At 30.5% G+C, this 17,198-nt stretch carries 14 protein-coding genes and 2 other annotated features; of the genes, 10 read left to right on the top strand and 4 right to left on the bottom strand.

Translation table 11 applies throughout. The annotated features are described in order from the left end of the window. Window positions 1-153: 153 nt before the first annotated feature. Together Q6H37_RS21800 and Q6H37_RS21795 are read right to left on the bottom strand one after the other, a co-directional pair. Window positions 154-1,509, bottom strand: coding sequence for a PFL family protein (locus Q6H37_RS21800; protein WP_318736553.1), 1,356 nt, complete (start codon window positions 1,507-1,509; stop codon window positions 154-156). Window positions 1,510-1,520: 11 nt separating this feature from the next. After that, entirely contained in the window at window positions 1,521-1,790 is a 270-nt protein-coding gene (locus tag Q6H37_RS21795) for an ACT domain-containing protein (protein ID WP_007059808.1), read from the bottom strand. Window positions 1,791-1,846: 56 nt separating this feature from the next. Beyond that, window positions 1,847-2,016: a binding site (T-box leader), on the bottom strand. A 34-nt stretch (window positions 2,017-2,050) separates the two neighbouring features. Continuing rightward, window positions 2,051-2,216: a binding site (T-box leader), on the bottom strand. Between the two features lie 170 nt (window positions 2,217-2,386). Between Q6H37_RS21795 and Q6H37_RS21790 the strand changes: the two genes are divergently transcribed. Then, the gene (locus tag Q6H37_RS21790; RefSeq protein WP_318736551.1) at window positions 2,387-3,286 is read left to right on the top strand and encodes a fumarylacetoacetate hydrolase family protein; all 900 of its coding nucleotides are present in this window, start codon (window positions 2,387-2,389) and stop codon (window positions 3,284-3,286) included. Window positions 3,287-3,455: 169 nt separating this feature from the next. Here Q6H37_RS21790 and Q6H37_RS21785 read toward each other — a convergent pair whose 3' ends face one another. After that, window positions 3,456-3,743 (bottom strand): hypothetical protein, encoded by a 288-nt coding sequence (locus Q6H37_RS21785; protein ID WP_318736550.1) that lies wholly within the window; start codon window positions 3,741-3,743, stop codon window positions 3,456-3,458. Between the two features lie 311 nt (window positions 3,744-4,054). Here Q6H37_RS21785 and Q6H37_RS21780 point away from each other — a divergent pair, with 311 nt between their 5' ends. After that, entirely contained in the window at window positions 4,055-4,807 is a 753-nt protein-coding gene (locus tag Q6H37_RS21780) for a DeoR/GlpR family DNA-binding transcription regulator (RefSeq protein ID WP_318736548.1), read from the top strand. After that, window positions 4,804-5,715, top strand: a complete 912-nt coding sequence (gene pfkB / locus Q6H37_RS21775) for a 1-phosphofructokinase (protein WP_318736546.1) — start codon at window positions 4,804-4,806, stop codon at window positions 5,713-5,715. The genes Q6H37_RS21780 and pfkB overlap by 4 nt, the downstream gene beginning before the upstream one ends. 310 nt (window positions 5,716-6,025) lie before the next feature. On the opposite strand, the gene Q6H37_RS21770 is transcribed toward pfkB, so the two are convergent. Continuing rightward, window positions 6,026-7,333 carry an IS110 family transposase gene (locus Q6H37_RS21770; protein WP_318736544.1) on the bottom strand — a complete coding sequence of 436 codons (1,308 nt, stop codon included), beginning with the start codon at window positions 7,331-7,333 and terminating at the stop codon, window positions 6,026-6,028. Between the two features lie 373 nt (window positions 7,334-7,706). Here Q6H37_RS21770 and Q6H37_RS21765 point away from each other — a divergent pair, with 373 nt between their 5' ends. The 7 genes from Q6H37_RS21765 (at window position 7,707) to Q6H37_RS21735 (ending at window position 16,876) form a co-directional block, all read left to right on the top strand. Next, on the top strand, window positions 7,707-9,596 hold the full coding sequence (locus Q6H37_RS21765; protein ID WP_318736543.1) for a fructose-specific PTS transporter subunit EIIC: 1,890 nt from the start codon (window positions 7,707-7,709) through the stop codon (window positions 9,594-9,596). 784 nt (window positions 9,597-10,380) lie between these two features. Further along, the gene (locus Q6H37_RS21760; RefSeq protein ID WP_318736542.1) at window positions 10,381-11,766 is read left to right on the top strand and encodes a peptide MFS transporter; all 1,386 of its coding nucleotides are present in this window, start codon (window positions 10,381-10,383) and stop codon (window positions 11,764-11,766) included. Between the two features lie 214 nt (window positions 11,767-11,980). Beyond that, window positions 11,981-12,880 carry an NUDIX hydrolase gene (locus Q6H37_RS21755; protein WP_318736540.1) on the top strand — a complete coding sequence of 300 codons (900 nt, stop codon included), beginning with the start codon at window positions 11,981-11,983 and terminating at the stop codon, window positions 12,878-12,880. A 15-nt stretch (window positions 12,881-12,895) separates the two neighbouring features. Beyond that, window positions 12,896-13,480 (top strand): DUF4291 domain-containing protein, encoded by a 585-nt coding sequence (locus tag Q6H37_RS21750; RefSeq protein WP_318736538.1) that lies wholly within the window; start codon window positions 12,896-12,898, stop codon window positions 13,478-13,480. A 133-nt stretch (window positions 13,481-13,613) separates the two neighbouring features. Then, a complete protein-coding gene (locus tag Q6H37_RS21745; protein ID WP_318736536.1) occupies window positions 13,614-14,162 on the top strand; it encodes an NADAR family protein in 549 nt (182 codons plus the stop codon). Between the two features lie 399 nt (window positions 14,163-14,561). Further along, window positions 14,562-15,359 carry a ribose-phosphate pyrophosphokinase gene (locus tag Q6H37_RS21740; RefSeq protein WP_318736534.1) on the top strand — a complete coding sequence of 266 codons (798 nt, stop codon included), beginning with the start codon at window positions 14,562-14,564 and terminating at the stop codon, window positions 15,357-15,359. Window positions 15,360-15,406: 47 nt separating this feature from the next. Beyond that, entirely contained in the window at window positions 15,407-16,876 is a 1,470-nt protein-coding gene (locus tag Q6H37_RS21735) for a nicotinate phosphoribosyltransferase (protein WP_318736532.1), read from the top strand. The last annotated feature ends 322 nt before the right edge of the window (window positions 16,877-17,198 follow it).

Genomic DNA, 17,198 nt, shown 5'->3' with positions numbered 1-17,198 from the left:
CACCTCTAAGATATTTATATGTAGTTAAGCTTTATAAAGTAAGCATAATGCGAAGTTTTGCTTCGCAATGTGCTTACTTTGTAAATTTTAACCATACCAAAAGAGCACTTAATTTATTTTATGCAAAAGTTTAGAATATGGTTAATAAAAATTCTAGTTTTTAAAGCTGTGGATAGGGGCTGGAATTCTACCACCTCTAGCTACAAAGGCTTCACTAGAAAATTTGCTCACTGCCATAACAGGAGCATGGCCTAGAAGTCCACCAAATTCAACTACATCACCTATTTTTGTTCCAGGAGCAGGAATAACTCTTACAGCAGTTGTTTTATTATTTATCATACCAATAGCTGCTTCATCTGCAATTATAGCTGAAATTGTTGATGCAGAAGTGTCTCCAGGAATGGCAATCATATCAAGTCCAACAGAACATACGCAAGTCATTGCTTCTAGTTTTTCTATGTTTAAGGAGCCGTTGTTAACAGCATCTATCATACCAGCATCTTCGCTAACAGGTATGAAAGCACCACTAAGGCCTCCAACGTGACTGCATGCCATTACTCCGCCTTTTTTAACAGCATCGTTTAATAGAGCAAGTGCTGCTGTAGTTCCATGAGTTCCACAACTTTCAAGTCCAAGCTCTTCGAGTATGTGAGCTACACTATCACCAATTGCAGGAGTAGGTGCTAAGGATAAATCTACAATTCCAAAAGGAACATTCAATCTGCTAGAAGCTTCTTTTGCTACTAATTGACCCATTCTTGTGATTTTGAAAGCAGTTTTCTTTATAGTTTCAGCGACTACATCAAAGCTTTCTCCTTTTACCTTTTCCAAAGCTCTTTTTACAACTCCAGGTCCGCTTACACCAACATTTATTATAGTATCAGCTTCTCCAACACCATGGAAAGCACCAGCCATAAAAGGATTGTCCTCAACAGCATTTGCAAATACTACTAATTTAGCGCATCCTAATCCTGCTGAATCCTTTGTAAGCTCTGCGGTTTTCTTAACTATAATTCCCATTTCCCTTACAGCATCCATGTTTATTCCACATCTAGTAGAACCAACATTGACAGAGGAACATACAAGCTTTGTACGGCTTAAGGCTTCAGGAATAGATTGAATTAATATTCTATCACCTTTGGTATAGCCTTTATGTACTAAAGCTGAAAAACCACCAATAAAATCTATACCTAAAGTATTAGCAGCTTTATCAAGTGTTTCAGCATATTTAACATAATCTGTATCGCTTGAACAACCTGCAATCATTGAAATAGGAGTTACGGAAACTCTTTTATTTACAATAGGAATGCCAAATTCATTTTCTATTTGTTTACCTACTTTTACTAGGTTTTCAGCACATTTAGTTACTTTATCATATATTTTAATTCTAGATTTTTCTCCATCAGAATCGCAGCAATCTAGAAGTGATATTCCCATGGTTATAGTACGAATATCTAATTTTTCTTCTTCTATCATCTTTATAGTTTCTAATACATTGTTTACATTCATCGTTATTCCTCCTAAAGTGTATGCATTGAATTAAAAATTTCTTCTCTTTGAATTTTTACGTCTACGCCTAATTCTTTCCCTTTTGATAAAAGAGCTTCTTTAGTTTTGTCAAAAGACACATTAGCTTTGGACATATCTACTAACATTATCATTGTAAAGAACTCTTCCATAATAGTTTGAGTAACATCTAAAATATTTATATTCAGATGTAAAAGTTCACTGCTTATACCTGCTACAATACCTACCTTATCTTTTCCAACTACAGTAATAATACCTTTCATAAATAACATCACTCCTATTTTAATATTTTGATATATAAAAAAGACTTATACTCAAGCAAAGGGACGAAAAAAATTTTCCGCGGTTCCACCCTTCTTGACATAAGTCCATCTTTCTAAAAAATATTGCTCCAAAGTTCCCTTCGTAATAAATTCTTAGTTGCTCACAGCAAAATGCAACCTCTCTTTAAAGAAAAAAATTACTACTCTTCTTTATCACAGCACATTATTAAATTTTGAATTGTATAAAAAAAGACCATACCTTAAGGGACGAAAATCATTTCCGCGGTTCCACCCTTTTTGGCATAAGCCCTGCTTTACAAATTATCACTCCAAAGTCCCATTCATAATAAATTCTTAGTTGTTTACAGCAAATACAACCTCTCTTTAAAGAAATTTAATATTACTCTTCTTTATCATAGCGATCTATAAAATTGTTTAAAGCTATTGTAACATAATTTGAGATATTGTCAATAAAAATATTTTAATTTTTATTTTCTGACAATAAATTTATGAGCTTTATAGAAATTTATTATTTAAAATATTATAATAATATAAACGATTTATGAAGGACAAGTAAATATTTGGGAGGTATAATAATGAAATTTATAACATATGAGTTTGAAGGAAAAGAAAGTATAGGAATTATAAGAGGAGATAAGATAGTTTCCATAGAAGATATTGCGAACTGTATGTCATGGGAAAAACCAAAAAATATGGTTGAATTAATAGAGAAATATACCGAAGATATGCTAGATAAAGTGGAAAATATTCTTGAAAAAAAAGGAGATTTTAAATTAGTGTCCTTAGAGGATGTAAAAATAAAAGCTCCTATACCTTATCCTAAAAGAAATGTTTTGTGCTTGGGAAAAAATTATGTTGAGCATGCAAGGGAAATAAAAATAACTAGAATTGCAGGTACTGGAATACCTGAAGAACCTATATATTTTACAAAAGTGGCAGCACCAGCTATAGGACATGGAGATGAAATAAAATTTTCATACGAAGTAACAAAACAGGTTGATTATGAAGTTGAACTTGCAATTATAATAGGAAAAGACGGGATTAATATCAAAAAAGAAGACGCTGAAGAATATATTTTTGGATATACTATAGTTAATGATGTGTCTGCTAGAGATTTGCAGGGTAAGCATAAACAATGGTTTAAGGGTAAGAGTTTGGATACTTTTTGTCCTATGGGACCTTGTATAGTACATAAAAATGATATTCCATTTCCTGTAGAATTAAATATTAAATGCAGCATTAATGGAGAATTAAGGCAGAATTCAAATACTAAAAATCTAATATTTGATATTCCGTACATTATAAGTGATTTATCAAAAGGAATGACATTAAAAGCAGGAGATATTATATGTACTGGTACTCCAAGTGGTGTAGGACTTGGATTTGAACCTATAAAAGTATTAAAAGATGGTGATAGAGTAGAGTGTTCCATTGAGAAAATAGGGGAATTAGTTAATAAGGTGAAGGTTATTTAAAGTGCCGTTGCATTGAATCATTTAAAGATGAATCAGGACAAAAGTATATACAAAATAATAACTTGAAAGATAAAATATAATATAATCAAATCTTTTATTGAAAATCAAAAGGCCGTGTTTGAGAATACGGTCTTTTGATTTTCAAAAATGTTATATATGAGAAATCATTTTAATTTGAATAAACATCTATTTTTCTTAAATCAATTTCAAAACTAACCCAATGAGAACCATCCCATCTGAAACCACCAAGGTGAGGGCCAGATATATATGAAATCCAACACCAAAACTCACTCCCATCCCTGAGCCACATGTATATATGTTTGAACATAAGAGGCTTTAGAATATTTCCATGAATGTTTAAACCAGTTAAATCAATATTATTAATGCCTTTAGATTTCACAGGAATGAAATTTGGAGGTGTACTGCTTGGGGGAGGTGAAATAAAATTTCCAATCATATCACCTACAGGTGAATTACATTGATAACCTCAACGTGAAATTGGCATAAGATTCAAGTTTGCAGCATTCATAAAATCATCTCCTTTAATATGAATTTTTATAAGTTTGATTAATATGAGTTGAAAAATTCTGATTATAATATCAGTTTATGAGTTAAACTAAAAAAAGCTCTTATCTATGTGAAATTACCGTTAATGATTGATTATGACTGAAACTTAAAAATAAGTGATTATTTTTGAATAAAAATGATTGTTTTTCGAAAATTTTTATATTATAATGTCTACATAGATAATAAAGAAGGTGGTAATAAGTGCTTACAGAAGAGCGACATAATTTGATATTAGAATTTCTAGAAAGAAAAGGAATAGCAAAAATCAATGAACTTGTAGAAATAACTAATACTTCAGAATCTACTATAAGAAGAGATCTCACATTGCTTGAAAAAATTAATGCACTTAAAAGAATACATGGAGGAGCAACATTACCAAAAGGAAGATTAGTTGAACTTAGTTATAAGGAAAAAGAAGTTCAAAGTATAAATGAAAAAAGAAGTATAGCTAAATTTGCTGCATCCCTTGTAGAAGAAGGGGACAGTATTTATCTAGATGCAGGTACATCAACTTTTGAAATGATTCAATATATAGATAAAAGAAACATAATTGTAGTTACTAACGGACTAAAACACATAAATAATCTTGTAGAACAAAATATAAATTCTTATATATTAGGTGGGAAAATTAAAATTACCACAAAAGCAGTTGTAGGTTCAGATGCTTTAAAAAATCTTCAAAAATTTAGATTTGATAAATGTTTTTTAGGCATTAATGGCATTCATACAGAATGTGGATATACTACGCCTGATTCAGAAGAAGCAATATTAAAGGAAAATGCAATGAAGCATTCAAGACAAACCTTTGTTTTGGCTGATGAAAGCAAATTTGGAGAAGTCAGCTTTGTAAAGGTAGGAGACTTAGATGAAGCTATGATCATTACTAATTCTAAAATGGAAGATTATGAAGGTTATAGTAAAAAAACAATTATAAAGGTGGTGGATAACAAATGATATGTACGGTAACTTTTAATCCATCTATAGACTATGTCATTAAAGTAGATGATTTTAAACCAGCAGCAGTAAACAGAGTGATTAGTGAAAATAAATATCCTGGCGGAAAAGGTATAAATGTATCGAGAGTTTTAAATAATTTTGGTATAAAAAATAAAGCTTTAGGCTTTATAGGAGGCTTCACAGGAGACTTTATAAAAAATTCGTTACAAAATGAAGGCGTTTATACTGATTTTATAGAGGTTGCGGGAGACACAAGAATAAATGTAAAACTTAAATCTAAAGAAGAAACAGAGATAAACGGAGCTGGACCTATTATAAAACAAGAAGACTTAAATAAGCTGTTTGAAAAAATAGAAGCTTTAAATTCTGATGATTATTTAGTGCTTGCAGGTAATGTGCAAAAGTCACTGCCAGCTAATGTATATTCATTAATTCAAGAAAAGTGTTTAAGTAAAAAAGTTAAAGTAGTAGTGGATACTACTGGAGAAGCTTTAACTTCAACATTAAAATATAAACCTTTTTTAATAAAACCAAATAATCATGAATTAGGTGAAATATTTGGAGTAGAAATTAAAACTAGAGAAGAAATTATAAAGTATGCGCAAAAGCTTAGAGATATGGGAGCAGAAAACATAATTATATCTATGGCATCAAAGGGAGCATTACTTTTATGTGATGAAGGTGTATATCAAGCATCAGCACCTAAAGGTACTGTAAAAAATTCAGTAGGTGCAGGAGATTCAATGATAGCAGGTTTCTTAGCAAGTTATTCTAAAAACTTAAGTTTAGTTGAAGCTCTAAAATATGGAGCAGCATCAGGAAGCGCCACAGCATTTTCTATGGATTTATGTAAAAAGCAAGAAGTAGAAGCTTTGCTAAAGGAAATAATTATAAAAAAAATATAAAATGATTTTTAATTCAGAGGATGGTTGCTTATAGAGAATAGAGGCTAGTTATAATTTTAGATTAGATATTTAATCCTTAAGCAAACTTGTTAAATGCCATTTAGGCATTTAACACATCTAGTAATTAAATAAAAGTATGTAAATTATTTTAAAAGTGAACGATGAAAACCTTTAAGTTAAGAAGAGTCCAGCTAAGAAATGTCAATAAGAATTAAAAAATAATTAATATTTTTACTATCTTAAAAAAGGGCGACCTTAATAAGTCTTTGTTATGTTAACAAAAAATGTGAATAAATTTTATGGAATTACACTACGCAGCGAAGCCGCATTTCGCTTTACGATAATTCTTTTGATGTTCTTCTGGTGTGATGATTTCAAACTTTTTTTCATCACGAAGAATGGCAAATACAATATTACAAACTTTATGCATAATGGCTCCAAGAGCCACCATTTTAGGCTTGCTCTGGCATTTTAAAAGATAGTATTCTCTAAGTACAGGATTTTTAGCAGAACCATCTTTGTTTTTACTGATACTGTTTAGGGCTATGGTGTGGATAACTCTTCTGGCAATCTGAGAACCTCGTTTTGACATACTGATTTTCGTACCATTAAACTTACCAGATTGTTTTACTGCTGGGTCCAAACCAAAGTAAGCAAAAAGCTGTTTGGGTGAGTTAAATGCAGAGAAATCTCCGATTTCTCCCATCAGACTTACAGCAGAAAGAAAGCCTGCACCTTTGAATGATTCGATTAGGTGAATATGCTTAACAAAATCAGTAGATTCATTTGCGTCAGCAAGGTTATGCATATCAGAGAGTATTGAAGAAATCTCTTCGTCATACTTTCGAATAAAGCTTATATATAAGCGAATACGCTTAAAGTTACTGCTTACGCTATGTCCGAAGGACTTAGCATCATTTGCAGCCTGAATAATGGCAGTATACTTATTGTTAGCATATATAAGTCCAAAACGAGCAGTAAGGCGTATGGAATTAATGACTTCATCTTTGGAAGCATTTAAAAATGCATCTGGAGAAGTATATTTCTCAAGTAAAGTCATTGCCGTATTTGTAGTTATCTTCGAGAATATTTTCAAATACTGAGGAAATACTATTCGAAGTTCAGCTTGAAGCTTATTTACGTAAGCAGAGCGATTGTCCATCAGGTCATAATATTCTCTTGAAAGATTTCTTAAATCAAGAGCAAGATCTGATGGCATAAGAGAAACCTTTAAATCAGGCTTTAAGCCTACCAATGCAGCTTTTTTTGAATCAAATCTGTCATTATGCACTTTTCTAATATTAATGTTTGTGCTATTCTTAGTGATGATAGGATTAATAACGCTAACATTAAATCCATTATCACGAAGATAGCAGAAGAGTGGGTAATGATAAATTCCCGTGGATTCTAGGAAAATGCGACTTTCCAAAGAATACAGCTCTTCTGCTTCTTTTATTTTAGAAACAGCGGCAGCAAGGGAACTTAAATCAGAATGTAGGATCTTAAAAGGTTTTCCTACAAATGTTTGGTTGGGAAGTGCAATAGACATCCAACTAAAGTCTGCACCGACATCAATTCCAACCGAGATAAATAAATCATATTTTATAGTGTTTAACATGAGCGATAGCTCCTTTCTGATAGGAATCCATTTCCAAGCAATGAGTACACAACCTAGCATGTGATACAGGAATAGCCTGAGGCTCCCAACCAGCTAATCATAAAACCTCATTGAATGGACTAATTGACTCAATCGTAGGTATAGGTCAGTGGTAACTGACTTCCCAAGGAGGCGAACATTCTTTATCCTATCCTTAAAGATTATACTTTATGAAAAGTCTGGAGTCTATCAGGAACCGTCAGACCATATTAAATTATTAAAGTAACATCTGATGAAGGAAGAAATCCTTCTTCCGTTACTGATTTTTGGAAATTTATTAAAAGAAGAATAGTCCTTAGTGGCTATATCATTATTATACTAGGGAGGAAAACATATGAAAATAACAGAGTTATTGAAAAAAGATACTATAATTTTAGATTTAAGTTCTAGTACAAAATCTGAAGTAATCGATGAATTAGTAAATAAATTAAATCAAGCAGGAAAGTTAAATGATAAAGCAGAATACAAAAAAGCAATATTAGCAAGAGAAGAACAATTTTCTACAGGAATAGGTGACGGTATTGCAATCCCTCATGCGAAGACATCGGCAGTTAAAGTTCCAGCATTATGTTTTGGAAGATCAAAACAAGGTATAGACTATGAATCTTTGGATGGAAGTGATGCACACATATTCTTTATGATAGCAGCTAGTGAAGGAGCACATAATGATCATTTAGATACTTTATCTAGATTGTCAAGCTTGCTTATGAATGAAGGCTTTAGAAAAAAACTTATGGAAGCAAGTTCAGAAGATGAAATTTTAACTTTAATTGATAATCAAGAAAAAGAATATTTAAAAGAGCAGGAACCAAAAAAAGAAGAAAGTCATACTAAATCAGAAGGATTTATATTGGCGGTAACAGCTTGTCCAACAGGCATAGCGCATACTTACATGGCAGCAGATTCTTTAAAGAATAAAGCAAAAGAAATGGGTGTTGACATTAAAGTAGAAACTAATGGTTCTACAGGTGTGAAGAATAGATTAACAGAAGATGAAATTGAAAGAGCAGATGCCATAATAGTTGCTGCAGATAAGCAAGTAGAAATGGCTAGATTTGAAGGCAAGAAGGTAATTCAAGTTCCTGTAGTACAGGGAATAAAGAAACCAGAAGAGCTTATAAACAGAGGATTAAATGGAGATGCTCCAGTATATCATCATAGTGGAAGTAGTGAGGGTTCTTCTTCTAAAAATGAAAGAACAGGCTTTTACAAACATCTTATGAATGGTGTTTCAAATATGCTGCCTTTTGTTGTAGGCGGTGGTATATTAATTGCTATATCCTTTATGTTCGGAATTAAGGCTTTTGATCCAAAAGATCCAACATTCCGACCAATAGCAAAATTGTTAATGGACATTGGTGGAGGTGCAGGAGCATTCTCACTAATGATACCTGTACTTGCCGGATTCATAGGTATGAGTATAGCTGACAGACCAGGATTTGCTCCAGCAATGGTTGGTGGTTTACTTGCTAATACTTCTGGTGCTGGATTCCTAGGGGGATTAATTGCAGGTTTCCTTGGAGGTTATGTAGTAGTATTACTTAAAAAAGTATTTGCTGGACTTCCACAGTCTTTAGAAGGTATAAAACCAGTGCTTTTATATCCTTTATTTGGAATATTCATTACTGGCGCAATAATGTTACTTGTTATAGCAAACCCTGTTAAGGCAATTAATACAGGACTTACAGCATGGTTAGGTTCTATGGGTACAACTAATAAAGTTATTCTTGGATTAGTTTTAGGTGGAATGATGGCTGTTGATATGGGTGGCCCAATAAATAAAGCAGCATATACATTTGGATTAGCAATGATAAGTGCAAATAATTTTTATCCACACGCTGCTATTATGGCAGGTGGTATGGTTCCACCACTTGGAATTGCTATTGCAACTACTATATTTAGAAATAAATTTACAGAACAAGAAAGAGATGCAGGTAAAACTTGTTATGTGATGGGATTAAGTTTTATAACAGAAGGTGCAATACCTTTTGCAGCAGCAGATCCAGGTAGAGTATTACCTGCAGCGATTGTAGGTTCAGCAGTTGCTGGTGCTCTTAGTATGATGTTCAATATAGGATTGCCAGCTCCACATGGTGGAATATTCGTAATTGCTATAGTCAAAGGAAGTCCTTTATTATATGCTTTAGCAATATTAATTGGATCAGCAATAACAGCAGTATTACTTGGAATTTTGAAAAAACCAGTGGAAGAAAAATTAAAGTAATTGAGGTCTATAAGTATCTAATTTTAAAAAGTTTATATTGCAATAATTTTTGCTTAGTAAATTAAATGATTTATATAAGCATATTAATAAAATTGCAGCTGATTCTTGTTATAAGAGCAGCTGCAATTTTAATTTTTTAGCAAAATTATTTAACATTTGTGATGAATGAAAAAAAGTTTTATTCAAGCTTTTTAGTATTCCTTATTATTTTTATTATTTGCATATAATTTATAAGAATTCTATAAAGATATATATATTTAAATAACATTATATATAATGATGAAACAACGTGTAAAAAAAACAATTAAAAGGTAAAAAGAAAATTTAAAAGAAATAACAAAAAAGTATTGAATTTTATAGTAAATTAAATATATTATATTAAGTGTAGATTTTGTAAAAAATTTCATAAATTATATAAATATAGTTGTTGAGCTTTTTAGAAGATTTTTAGCTAAATTCAATACTTGATGAATAGTATTCCATGATAGTGGGACCAATTTTATAGATTTCCTTAAGACTTGATAAAAGAAAATTTTGATAATCAAAATGGCTACACCAGCTGTCTAATATAAGAAATACATCACAATATTTTGAAAATAGACTCCATGTTGCAAGGTTACAAGTCTTATCAACTTTGTCAATATTTTTAAAAATAAATGAATGAATTTTTAAATATTTTGTTTCAAATTCTGGGGGGAATCATAAAAAAGCACCCTTCGGGATTAAGATAAATGGAGGCCTAAGGGTTTCCAAATAGACTTTTTAAGAAACAGGGGGGAAGATTATGAATGGACAAATTATCATGGAACCTAAGGTAAAACCAAAACAACCTAAAGCATTATATGGATTGGGATTGACATTTACGTTCGAAAGGTTTGCGTATTATGGCATAAAACCAATGTTAGTGCTTTTTTTAACTTATTCTATTGTTCAAGGTGGTATGGGTGTTAGTAGAACACAGGCAACTATTATGGCAGCTAATCTAGGTGCATTTACTTACTTAGCTCCAATATTTGGAGGTATTGTTGCAGATAAGTGGTTGGGAACTAGATATTGCATTATGATAGGCTCTATTCTTATGAGTATAGGGTGGCTGATAGGTTATTTTGCTACTAGTCCTGCATGGATTAATGCACTTATCGTAGTAGTATCTATTGGTACAGGCTTTTTTAAAGGAAACTTAAACAGTTTAGTTGGTGACTTATATGAAAAGGATGATCCTAGAAAAGATATGGGATTTTCAATTCTTTATTCATTTGTTAATGGAGGGGCATTACTTGGATCATTTATAATGGGAATACTTTATGTTGCAACCTTTGCTACAAAAGATGCTTCTGGAAATATTTTAACTTATGGATTTAAACAATGCTATTTATTAGGAATGGTGTCTTGTATAATTTCAGGAATTATATTTATAGTTACTTGCAAGGATATAGGAGACTTAGGAAAGAAGCCTAATATACTTAATAATCCTTCAGAAAAGAAAATAAATAAATCAGAAGTTAATAAACCTTTAAATAAGCTAGAAAGAAATAAAGTTGTGGTTATTTTGATTTTAGCACTATTTTCAGTATTTTTTTGGATATTCTATAATCAATCAGAAACATCCTTGTTATTGTATGTTGATAAATATACTAATTTTAATTTGGGAAGCTTTAAAGTACCTCCTACCTGGACTACAACTTCATTCAATGGATTGCTTTGTGTAATTCTTGCACCAATAGCAGCTGCTTTTTGGATGAAGCTTGCAAAGAAAAGGAAAAATGGAGATCTTACAATGACTCAAAAAATAGCTCTTGCATATATATTTCTAGGTATAGGATTTTTAGTTATGGTAGGAGCTGAGTTTGCAAGAGGTGGAGATACAGGTGCCCATTCCAGCATGCTTTGGATATTAGGCTTTTCACTATTTCAAACTATAGGAGAAATATGTTTCTCACCACTGGGAAGTTCTGTAGTGAGTAAGATGGCACCACCTAAATATTTATCATTATTAATGGGGGTATGGTTTTTCGCTACATTTATAGCCCAAAAGGCATCAGGCTATATAGAAATGTTAATATCAAAATTAGGAACAATGGAAGTATTTATAATTATACCAACTATTCTTTTTATAGGAGCAATTATACTATTTGCCCTTAATAAAAGGATTACAGAGCTTACAGAATAAAAGAGTAATTAAGAATTTTAAAATAAAAAATATTAATAATAATATTCTTATCATATGAAAGACTAAGCACTAGTAAGTATTACTAATGCTTAGTTTTTTTGAATTATCAAGATTTTTATTAACAGGATTGTTGACAAAAGGAGAAATAAAGTATAATATGTTAATATCAATATGATAATATCATTTATATAAAAATAGATTTAGGGTGATGATAATGAAAGATGTACATATTAAAAATAAACAGGGATTAACTGAAGAACAGTTTTTAAAACAATATGATGAGAGCATATACAAAAAGCCATCTTTTACAGTTGATATGCTTATATTTACAATTATGAATGAAGAAAAAGAAAATTATAGAAAGCTTCCAGAGAAATCTTTAAAAATTCTCATGGTAAAAAGAGGAGATCACCCATACATTGGAAAGTGGGCACTTCCGGGTGGATTTGTAGATGTTAATGAAAGCTTGGATGAGGCAGCATTGCGTGTACTTAGAACTGAAACAAATATTAATGATATTTATATGGAGCAGTTATATACTTGGGGAGAAGTTAATAGAGATCCTAGAACTAGAGTAATAAGTTCTTCTTACATGGCACTTGTAGATAGCAGTTCATTAAGGATTAAAGCTGGTAGTGATGAACAGGATGCAGCTTGGTTTAATGTTACATATAATCTACTTCAAGAGAAAAAGGAAGTAGTGGAAAAAGGATATATTTACGAACAGATAGTACAAATAAAACTCTGGAATGAAAATGAAGAATTGTCTGCCAAGATAAAAATTATAGAAAATCCGGATGGTAAAGTAAGTAGAGAAATTATGGAATCTACAGGTATTGCTTTTGATCATGGTAAATTTATTGAGTATGCTATTAGCAGGTTAAGGAATAAAATTGAATATACAAGTTTAGCTTTTAACCTTATGCCGGAATTATTTACGCTAACTGAACTTCAGCAGGTTTATGAAGTTATACAAGGAAAAGAACTTTTAGCAGCTGCCTTTAGGAGAAAAGTTGCAAACATGGTTATTGAAACAAATCAGTTTACAAAGGATGCTGGGCATAGACCTTCAAAATTATTTAGATATAATTCAGGTTGGAAAAGAAATATGTAAAAGGAGAATTTAAACATGGAAAAGAAAATATATGCTTCATATACTGAAAATTCAATTCGGGTATATCAAGCGTATAATGATAAGATTGCGGAGGAATGCCTTAAGTTAGGTACTTTTGGCAAGTCTTTCAAGATGGAAAGAATGACTTGGATAAAACCATCTTTTTTATGGATGATGTATAGATGCGGTTGGGGAAAAAAAGAAAATCAAGAGAGAGTTCTTGCCATGGATATTTCAAGAAATGGCTTTGAAGAAATGCTGTCAAATGTTGTGTTGTCAACATACAACGAAAAAATATACAAGTCTCATGAAAATTGGAAATTTAAACTGAAAACTTCAAATGTAAGGTGTCAATGGGATCCTGAAAGAGACATTTATGGAAATAAGTTAGATAGAAGGTCAATTCAAATTGGACTTCAGGGAGAAATGGTATATAAATACGTAAATAGGTGGATTTTAAAGGTTGAAGATATGACAGATAAGGTGAGTAAATGGACAAAGGATATCCAGAATAAAAAGTTAGATTTTAAAGAATTGCCAGTTGAAAATGAATACTATGTGGATAATCTTATAAAAGAAAAATTAGGTATGAGTATTTGAAATTATTTTACAATTTATAACAAAAATTTAAATAATAGTTTATTTTTTATAGAAAAAATGGAATAGAAGTTTTTATAGTTAGCTTAGTTGTGTTATAAGATAGGCTTTATGATGAGAGGAGAAAATTATAAAAATGAAATATACAATTGATAGTTTAAAACAGGATTTTCAAAAGGGGAAAAGAATTAAATATTTATTTTTTTGGGGACATCAGCCTTCTAGAGATGGCAGTATTATAAAAACTTGTTTAAGCCAGTGGTGGAAAGTAAATTTTGTTATTGATGAATATACTTATTGCTGTATGGAGCAGTATATGATGGCAGAAAAGGCTAGACTTTTTAAAGATAATGAAACTTTGGATGAAATAATGAAGAGTAGTCATCCTAAACAGATGAAGACTTTAGGCAGAAAGGTGAAAAACTTTGATGAAGAATTGTGGATAAAATCACGATATTCTATCATAGTTAAAGGCAACTATGCAAAGTTTACTCAAAACAAAGATCTTAAAGAATTTTTAATTCAAACAAAAGATAGAGTTTTGGTAGAAGCAAGTCCTTATGATAGAATTTGGGGAATAGGTATGTCTAAGGATGATCCTAATATAGAAAATCCTTTGTATTGGAAAGGATCAAATCTTTTAGGATTTGCCTTAATGGAGGTTAGAGATAAAATTCTTTTATAGTGTGTTTTTAGTTAAGCAATAGCTGATAATATATATGCATGTAATAAAAATAGAAAAAATAGATTTCATTAAAATAAAGTTAAAGAGGTATTTTAAGCTGTGGAAATGACCACAGCTTTTTTTGATGAATAAACAAAAGTTTTCGAACTACAGATATTAATGTTTGTGCATCATATTTTTTAAAATAGAAATTTAAAATATCTATTGACATTTTCAAAAATAAGATGTATCATCATATTAACAAATTGATATTAACAATATATTAATATCAATTTGTTAATAGAATACATATCAACTATATTTGGTATTTTTGCAAATATACTTGTTTTTAGAAGAATTATAAAATTTTTAGGAAGAATAATAAAAAAGAATATTTTTTATTTTAGAGGAGGCTGAAAAATGATTTATTTTAATGGTGAGAAAGTAGAATTTAAAAAGTTTCCTAATGGTGAATCTATGATCCATAGTGAAAATTTAAAATTAAGAGTAAATAATAATGAAATAAAGGTTAAGTTTGAAAATGATGAAGATATAACTCATTTAATATTTTTAAAAGGGCACTTAGATGAATTAAAAGTAAAATGTAGTTTAATACTTCCATATATGCCATATAGCAGAATGGATAGAACTGAAGGAATAATGATTTTTACTTTAAAGTATTTGTGTAAATTGATTAATAGTTTAAATTTTGAAAGTGTTACAATTTATGAGCCACATTCAGATGTATCTGCTGCATTATTAGATAGAGTTAAGGTAGTGAATATGTCAAAAATCCTAACTGAACATTTATTAAAAAAGTTGAACAATGGAAAAGAAGATGTGTACTTAGTTTATCCAGATGCAGGTGCAGCAAAGAGGTATGGAAAAGATATAAGTTATGAAAAAATTTTAACTGCAAATAAAGAAAGAGATTTTAAAACGGGATTTATAAAAAAATTAGACATTAATGGTAGTATAAAAAGTAAAAATTTTAAAGCCATTATAGTAGATGATTTATGTTCAAAAGGAGGTACTTTTATGTTAGCAGCTTCCAGACTAAAGGAAATGGGAGCAGGGGAAATATACTTGGCAGTTACTCATCTTGAGGATACAGTTTTTCAAAGTGATCTGTTGAAAAATGATTTAATAAAAGCAATATATACAACCAACAGCATTTTAAGTAAAGAACATAAAAAAATTAATGTGTATGAAATTTAAGGGCAAAGTCTACAAGCAAAATTAATTAACAGAGGGGGAAATTTATAATGATAAATCCATTTTTATTAACAGATTTTTATAAAACAATTCATCATATGTGTTATGCAAAAGGAATGACTAAATTAGTAAGTTATTGGACTCCAAGAATGTCTAGAAAAGAAAATATGAATAAAGTTGTTATGTTTGGCTTACAGCCTTTTATAAAGAAGTATTTAATTGAATATTTTAATGAAAACTTCTTTAATAAGGACAAAGAAACTGTAATTTTAGAGTATAAAAGAATTATTTCTAAAACTATGGGGAAAATGGCAGCTGATACAAAGCACATTGAGGCTCTTCATGATTTAGGATATTTACCAATACAAATTAAAGCTGTAGAGGAAGGATTAAGAGTAAATATTAAAACTCCAATGATAGAAATTACCAATACACATAAGGATTTTCCATGGCTTGTAAACTATTTAGAAACCTTTATGAGCTGTAATATATGGCAGCCAATGACTAGTGCAACTATTGCATATAGATATAGAGAAATAGTGGAAAAATATTTTAATCTCACTGTGGAAAATGGAAATGTAAAAAATGCTTGTGGTGATTTTAGTATGAGAGGCTTTAGCTCTGTGGAAAGTGCCCAGCTTAGTGGAGCAGCACATTTACTTTCATTTGTAGGAACAGCAACTATACCTGCTATTAGCTATTTAGAGAAATTTTATAATTGTAATGTAGAAGAAGAGTTAGTTGGGTTTGGAACGCCTTCTACAGAGCATAGTGTAATGTGTAGCTATGGAGAAGATGAGTTTTCAGCATACAAAAGATTGATAACAGAAGTATTTCCAAGTGGAGTTTTGAGCATAGTATCTGATACCTATGATTACTGGAATGTTATAACCAATATACTTCCAAAATTAAAAGAAGATATTATGAATAGAGATGGAAAGATTGTTATTAGAGGTGACAGTGGAGATCCAGTAAAAATAATTTGTGGAGATAAAGATGCTGAAAAGGACAGTAATGAATATAAGGGGACTGTTGAATTATTATGGGATATATTTGGTGGTGAAATTAACTCAAAAGGATATAAAGTTTTAAATAGCAAAATAGGTACAATTTATGGGGATAGTATAACTGTCCAAAGATGCGAACAGATTTGTAAGGGGTTAGAGGAAAAAGGCTTTGCAGTAAGTAATTGTGTATTTGGTATAGGATCATACACCTATCAGTACAATACTAGAGATACTTTTGGGTTTGCATTAAAGGCTACTCATGCAGTAATAAATGGGAAAGAAAAGTTCATCTTTAAGGCTCCAAAAACAGATAAAGATAATTTTAAAAAGTCACAAAAAGGAATGTGTTATGTCTATAAAGATGGACAAGATATTTTGTATAAGGATGAATTGACAATAGAAGAGCAGGCAAAATGTAATGATAACTTATTACAAGTTGTGTTTAAGGATGGTAAATTGATAAAAGATTATTCATTATCAGAAATAAGAAATAAATTGCATAGAAGTTTTTAAAATGGAAATTTAAATTTGGAGGTTATTAAGAAAAATTGTCATATTTGCAATAAGAATGTAAATTGGTTCATAAAAATCCAAGTGATGTATTGGAGAATAATCTGATAAAGAAAGTTGGGTAACAATCACTTTTAGCATAGGGACATGATTTGAATTGAATCAGTATCTCAAGATATCGCAGTAACAAATGTATATAAAATAACAATAAGTAATAAAGAATTTCATATCTTTAAAGATTAGATTTTAATATAGTATTCAATTCCAAATGATTTTACCCAATTTATTATTTTTTATGATTTTATCAAATGTGCAACAAACTTTA

It is taken from the genome of Clostridium sp. JS66 (assembly GCF_033561535.1).
GTDB classification, from domain to species: domain Bacteria; phylum Bacillota; class Clostridia; order Clostridiales; family Clostridiaceae; genus Clostridium_AM; species Clostridium_AM carboxidivorans.
This window is presented reverse-complemented; position numbering and strand designations above follow the sequence as displayed.